Source organism: Candidatus Methylobacter oryzae, from assembly GCF_003994235.2.
In the GTDB taxonomy this organism is placed as follows: Bacteria; Pseudomonadota; Gammaproteobacteria; order Methylococcales; family Methylomonadaceae; genus Methylobacter_A; species Methylobacter_A oryzae.
Map to the genome: position 1 here is coordinate 25,124 of NZ_RYFG02000023.1, position 6,597 is coordinate 31,720.

Here is a 6,597-nt window from a genome sequence, read left to right on the forward strand (position 1 = left end):
CCTACTTATGCCCTCTGGGCATAATAAAGGCCGTACAGAACACGACTGGAGTGAAATCGGCGGCCGATATTTTTCGTGCTTTTCGTGGACATTACAAAACATCAATTAAATCATTGCAATTGCTGAAGCTGTAACCGGCGCAGTTTCGGCGCCAGTTTGGCGGTCGTTGCAACCACAGCCAACGTCATCGTGCCACCGAAAATCACCGACGGCACCAGCCCCAGCAAGCGCGCCGCAATGCCCGACTCAAAAGCGCCCAGTTCATTCGACGAACCGATAAAGATGCCGTTGATCGCCGAAACCCGGCCGCGCATCGCGTCCGGCGTCGCCAATTGCATGATGGTCGTGCGCATGACCACCGATACGCCGTCGCAAATGCCGGACAACACCAGCACTACCCCGGCAATCCAGAAGTTTACCGATAAGGCAAAACCGATCATGCACGCCCCGAATCCGGCTACGGCTCCGAGCAGCCAGCGCCCGGCATGCAGATTGATCGGATAGCGCGCGAGAAATATCCCGGTAATAACGGCTCCGACCGCCGGCGCGGCGCGAAGAATCCCAAGTCCCTCGGGGCCGTAATGGAAGACATCGTGGATGAAGGCCGGCAGCATCGAAACCGCTCCGCCGAACAATACCGCAAACATATCCAGGGCCTGGGCACTTAAGATGACCTGGTTATTGAATACAAAGCGAAGCCCTTCGGCGATACTGGTAAAAACAGGCGCACTCTCTGCGGGAGGAGGTTCCTCGATACGCAATGACAGCAATGCCGCTGCCGCGCACAAACATAAACCGGCAGCAAAACCGTAAGCGCTGACCTTGCCGGCCCATCCGACCAGCATGCCGCCTAACGCAGGCCCGGCCACGAGTCCGCACTGGAACACCGCGCTGCCGATTCCCGAGGCTCGCGCATATTGGTCGCGCGATAGAATCAGCGCGAACATCGCGCTATACGAAGGACCGATAAACGCGCGGGCCACGCCGGTAAAACCGATAGCGCCGTAAATCCACAACGCCGGATTGCCGCTTAGCCAGCCTGTCGATACCGCGACCAGTATCAATGCAGTGAAAAACAACGCCAGGCAGGCGAACACGCCAAACATGCGCCGGGAATAATGGTCCACCGCATAACCGGCAAACAGCGCGCAGCAGAAGTAAGGAATGGCTTCGGCCAGCCCAACCAGGCCCAACGCCAGCGTATCGTGCGTCAACTCGTAAATATGCCAACCCACCACAATCGCGGTAATCTGGTAAGCAAGAACGATAAGGATGCGGAAGGACAGCAGCTTCAGAAAAGGTTTACTAAAAGATGACATAATCGTCCGATGATGAATAACTACTTGCCTGCCAAGTAGAGCAACTGAGCCGGAATAGGTTGCAAGTATACTGTCGTTTTTGTAGGCCGCATCAATAGAAATTTCCTTAAAAAGGATCGCAAGCCTGGTTTTGAACTACGTATCGCAGGATATAAGGATATGGCCCGTAATAACTTCCCGATATAGATTTCGTCCCACCGCGTCAAGCCGATCATGCTCCGACAGGACTCTCCTGAATTTATCGAAGCCTGCCATGAGCTTGTCGAATGGGGCTCAGCACGAACGGCTTGACGACCGAAAATAGCGATTTCGGGAAGTTATTTTTAACCAAATCCTTACTCAGGTTTCGCTAGCGTCGATGCCGGCGCATCCGGTTCTTCGTGGGCGGCATAATAGCGGGCGTTTTCATTCAGCGCGCGTGCTTCGTCCCCGGTCTCGGGATCGCCGCAGACATGGCTTGCACCGCATCGTTCATCCTTGATGCGCGGATTCGAAAACAGCCTTAAACTGCTTTGGTCGTCGCCGTTGACCTTCTTCATATTGCCGCCGACCATGATAGTGCCGAACTCGCCGGGCTGAGGCCTGCCGTCGCAGTTCCCCTGCCCGTATCCCAATGCATAGGGAGCGATAGCCGTCAGATGGCCCTTATTCGGTTCGCAACGATCGACGATCACGCCGTGATTCAGGCCCATCAAATGGCCCAGCTCGTGCGCCAGCGTATGCGCTTGGCAGGCAAAATCGATCACCGCAAGCGCTCTCCGCGTCGAGGATATTTCAGCCACGGTTTTATTGACCGCATAAGCTCGGCCGCAACCGCGCTTGCCGAAAATCAGCAGCTTGCTGACCATCGCGACGGTGTAATCGGCGCCCAATTCGTCGGCGCGTTCGAACAAGTCCTCGAAACCGCCCGCCTCGTTCGCCATGTCCTCCAGTATCTGCACGTCACCGCTAGACTGAATCGGAGCAAAAGCCACATCGACAATCCCGGCCTGCAACGCGACAGCGCTGTTGCGGTAATAACCGTTCAGCTGTTCGACCCGTTTCTCCAATACTGTCTTGACAGTTTGACGTTGCTGCTCGGTCGAACCAAGATCGTCCGCGACGATAAAACGAATGCCGATGGTTTCCGCCTGAACGGCAACTGCAACGCTCATCATGCAGAGCATTAGAAAGAAACCGGCCCTGCTCATACGTTGTTCGCTGTGCGCGAGCTTACGAATTCATGGATGGCTAAGGCACGTCGTCTGCGCAGATTGTCGGCCTTGCTCTGGAGCAACACCCGTATTTCCTTCGTAAACAGGATGATGCCGATCAATTCTATCCATTCAGGCAGGCTGTTACGCTCCTGCTCAGTAAATGGGTTATGGATCTGATACTGAGAAATGAACGCATCGAAGCGCGCAAAATCGGCAAGAGCGATATAGCCTTCGGCCAGCGAGAATTCAAACGCGCCGCCAAGCACATCGAATAAACGCGGGCCGTAAAATGCGTTGTTGAAATCGAAGAACCGCACTTCGCCATGCTCGTCGACAATCACGCTCTGTGGTTTGACATCGCCATGATTGTGAACTGCGGGACTTCCTGCGAACAATTTTGCCCTATCTTCCGGTTTTTTATATTTTTCATAAATAGGCGACAATTTTACAAAGGCGTCGGCAAGCTCGGTACTGTGCGAAACGTTGGCCGCATAATCCTGAAACGCGGACAGCCAGATTGCACAAAGCGCTTCCAACGAAAAATCCGTCGTAATATCCAGCGGACGCTCGGCCTGCACGCGATGAATATTCGCCAGATTAGCGGTAATCCGGCCGATAGGATATTCGGGGCGGTGACAAACCGTACCGGCAAGCCGCTCGAAAAGCAGCACCGGACATCCGTCCACCTTTTCCACGCCACCGCTTAAGGTCGAAACGAGTCCTGCGGTCTGCACGTTGCGTCCGGATAACGCTCTTATCAGCTCGGCCTCATATTCGGCATGTTCGGCAATACGGTCGGCGCTATAGTTGCCGCCGACCTTTAGTAATTTCAGGATATAAACACGATCGTCCGCCAATACCCGGTAAAGAACATTTTGCGTCGGAAACGCCATCTTCTCGACGACCGCATGCTGAAAACCATAAAGTTGCGAGATTTGACCGGCAATTCGTTCTTCCTCTTCGCTGCGATTGACTGCGCCGTCGCGGCAACGGTCATAGATAAGCTGCGCGTCGAACTGGCGCAAGAAAGCTTCTTTCTCTCCGGGAAAACCGCGCGACGGAAAGAAAACATAAGCATCGATAAGATGGTGAACAAAACGTATATGCGGATATTGCTGCTGCCAGTCGCCTTCGCCGTCCGCCATCAGGATTTGAGCGATATGGTAAACCGCACAATGATTATTCGGAGCCGACCGCATGTAAAGGCTCCACGATTGGGGTATATCGCCCTCCCGGTCCGGGTGAACTTCAATCAAAATATCGACGTCCGAGCCGAGTTTGACTAAATTCCCGTACACGAACGGGACGTCATAGCTGCCCATATCGCCGCGCAACCCCGACCCCATCAAATACACCTTGTCGACGGCAGGCACAGCCAGGACTTCTCTTCTCAAGGTTTCCATGACCTGCTGTTGCAATAATTTTTGTTGCTCCGGAGCGAACGGTTTCTTGGTGGATTTGATATAGCCTAATTGATAACCAGGCTGATAATTCCTCAGAAAAGCGCTCCATGCCCGGTACAACGCATCGGCATCGTCCTTGCCGGCAGTCCCGGATACGTTATAAGGAAAAATAATTTTGTTACCGGCCGGCGAATAGAGCCACGTTTGCGGATCGGTTTCTATCGCAACGGATTTTCCCGATTGCAGCGCAGAATAAAGATCGATGACTTGGCAGGAAAGCCTGTTCAAATCGTTCGGATCGGCAATGCCGCCGTTCCTGGAAAAATAATCAACCAGCGAGCAAACCTGCTTGTTCTCGCGCATGCGCTTGTAATCGAGCGCCGTATGCCGTGTATCCTCGCGAGCCACGACCTTGAGGCCCGTACCCTGATAATGCTGCTCGGTAGCCTGGTTTTCCAGCGTAAAGCCGATGAAATCGAAAATAGCCCTGATTTTAGGCAGATGGTATTTGGCGACGGCAATCGCCAGAATTTCACCCGGTATGTTGCCGGCCGCCAACAGAAAATCGACGTCGTTAGCTTCCAGCAACTCGAGCACCTCTTCATAGCTTGACGCATAAGGGCTGTCCAGGTCGACTGTCTTGAATAGCTGCGCGATTTGCCTAAACTCCTCAGCATCAATCAACAGCTTGTAGTTACGGTAATGGAAGTGGTAGCCGTCGTTACACTCTTCGAGCGAGAACCGTTGCGGATGATACTTCACGTCGTTGCCGAGTTTCGATTCAGTCCATATCCGCACGTCGTCCTGGTTCGCGTTAGCCAGCACGCCGTCCTGGTAATTCCTAGCGCGGATAATCGCCAGCAATTCATCCGCTTGCTTGCGAAAAGTGCCGACGATATTTTCAAATTCCGCACGGCTCAGCTCGATACGCAGATCGCGGTAATGGATATGGATGTTCTCTTCCATATCGAGAAACAGATGGTTATGGCGTTGCTTGCCGAGAAAATTGCCGCGATAAATAACCTTCTTGATGACACCCATAACAACTTAATCTCCAATGCGGGAATAATAAAACCGGTCTCTCGCGAAGTTCTTTTATGGCAACTTCGAATTCAAGAGTGCGCCCGAAAAAAAGGGCGCCTTCTTGCAAAGGCGCCCTGAACCGGCAAGCTGGGCTAGCCTACCATTGAATCTTGTCGATATTATCGAAGTCCATGGCGCCGACATCGCCTGGCGTACTATCCGAATGTCCGAAAGAGTCAATCGACCCATGATCACCATGATCGGCGGGCTGATGGCCATCTACCTGTACTGTCCAGTCATGTGAAGCTCCCGAATCATGCCCTACATCGGATTCAACAGCATCTGTCCAGCTGCCTCCGGCGCCGCCATCGTTATGACCGTGACCGGAAACGTCGCCAAAAACGAACAGATCGTCGGCACCACCATGATCGTTGCCTTCTGTTCCGGAAAAATCCGTTCCATGATGGCTGTCCCCTGAATCGTTATGGCTGCTGCCATGCGATGAGCTGTCGTCGGACTTGCTGTCTTTGTCGTCATGCGACTTATCATCGTCGGACTTATCCTTACTCGACTTGTCATCGTCGGACTTGTCCTTACTCGACTTGTCATCGTCGGATTTATCCTTATGTGACTTGTCATCGTCGGACTTATCCTTACTCGACTTATCATCGTCGGACTTGTCTTTACTCGACTTGTCATCGTCGGACTTATCCTTACTCGACTTATCATCGTCGGACTTGTCTTTACTCGACTTGTCATCGTCGGACTTGTCCTTACTCGACTTGTCATCGTCGGACTTATCCTTATGTGATTTGTCATCGTCGGACTTGTCCTTACTCGACTTGTCATCGTCGGACTTATCCTTATGTGACTTGTCATCGTCGGACTTATCCTTACTCGACTTGTCATCGTCGGACTTATCCTTACTTGACTTGTCATCGTCGGACTTATCCTTATGTGATTTGTCATCGTCGGACTTGTCCTTAATCGACTTTCCGTTATTACCACTAGTCAATTTTTCCTGACTAACTGGAGCTGTAGTACTAACCGGCGCTGAGGGATTGGCTTGGGCATTCTCAGCATTGTTGTGCGAACCGGAGTTCCCTGGCGCATTTTGGTCGCCGTTACCAAATCCATTATTTTCATGACTATCAACCGGAGCCGTACTACTGACTGGCGCGGTACTGCTAACCGGAGCCGTACTACTGACTGGCGCGGTACTGCTAACCGGAGCCGTACTACTCACCGGAGCCGTGCTACTCACCGGAGCCGTACTACTCACCGGAGCCGTGCTACTCACCGGAGCCGTGCTGCTCACCGGAGCCGTGCTGCTCACTGGTGCGGTACTGCTGACCGGAACCGTGCTGCTCACTGGTGCGGTACTGCTGACCGGAACCGTACTGTTGACCGGAGCCGTACTGCTAACCGGAGCGGTGCTGCTAACCGGAGCGGTGCTGCTAACCGGAGCGGTGCTGCTAACCGGAGCGGTGCTGCTAACCGGAGCGGTGCTACTCACCGGAGCGGTGCTGCTAACCGGAGCGGTGCTACTCACCGGAGCGGTGCTACTCACCGGAGCCGTGCTGCTCACCGGAGCCGTGCTGCTCACCGGAGCCGTGCTGCTCACCGGAGCCGTGCTGCTCACCGGAGCCGTGCTAC

The 6,597-nt window shown here is 53.6% G+C and carries 6 protein-coding genes; 2 read left to right on the forward strand and 4 right to left on the reverse strand.

What is annotated here, in order from left to right; all coding sequences use genetic code 11:
- Positions 1-110: 110 nt before the first annotated feature.
- The 4 genes from EKO24_RS04475 to EKO24_RS23550 form a co-directional block, all read right to left on the reverse strand.
- Entirely contained in the window at positions 111-1,319 is a 1,209-nt protein-coding gene (locus EKO24_RS04475) for an MFS transporter (protein ID WP_127028304.1), read from the reverse strand.
- A 335-nt stretch (positions 1,320-1,654) separates the two neighbouring features.
- A complete protein-coding gene (locus EKO24_RS04480; RefSeq protein WP_206667207.1) occupies positions 1,655-2,473 on the reverse strand; it encodes a M12 family metallo-peptidase in 819 nt (272 codons plus the stop codon).
- A 32-nt stretch (positions 2,474-2,505) separates the two neighbouring features.
- On the reverse strand, positions 2,506-4,959 hold the full coding sequence (locus tag EKO24_RS04485; protein ID WP_127028306.1) for a phosphotransferase: 2,454 nt from the start codon (positions 4,957-4,959) through the stop codon (positions 2,506-2,508).
- A gap of 303 nt (positions 4,960-5,262) precedes the next feature.
- Complete coding sequence (locus EKO24_RS23550; RefSeq protein ID WP_161990569.1) at positions 5,263-5,439, reverse strand: hypothetical protein; 177 nt, start codon at positions 5,437-5,439, stop codon at positions 5,263-5,265.
- Positions 5,440-5,513: 74 nt separating this feature from the next.
- Here EKO24_RS23550 and EKO24_RS23555 point away from each other — a divergent pair, with 74 nt between their 5' ends.
- Together EKO24_RS23555 and EKO24_RS04495 are read left to right on the forward strand one after the other, a co-directional pair.
- Complete coding sequence (locus EKO24_RS23555; protein WP_421743898.1) at positions 5,514-5,966, forward strand: pentapeptide repeat-containing protein; 453 nt, start codon at positions 5,514-5,516, stop codon at positions 5,964-5,966.
- Between the two features lie 228 nt (positions 5,967-6,194).
- On the forward strand, positions 6,195-6,597 hold a 403-nt coding region (locus tag EKO24_RS04495), incomplete at its 3' end, for a hypothetical protein (RefSeq protein WP_206667208.1).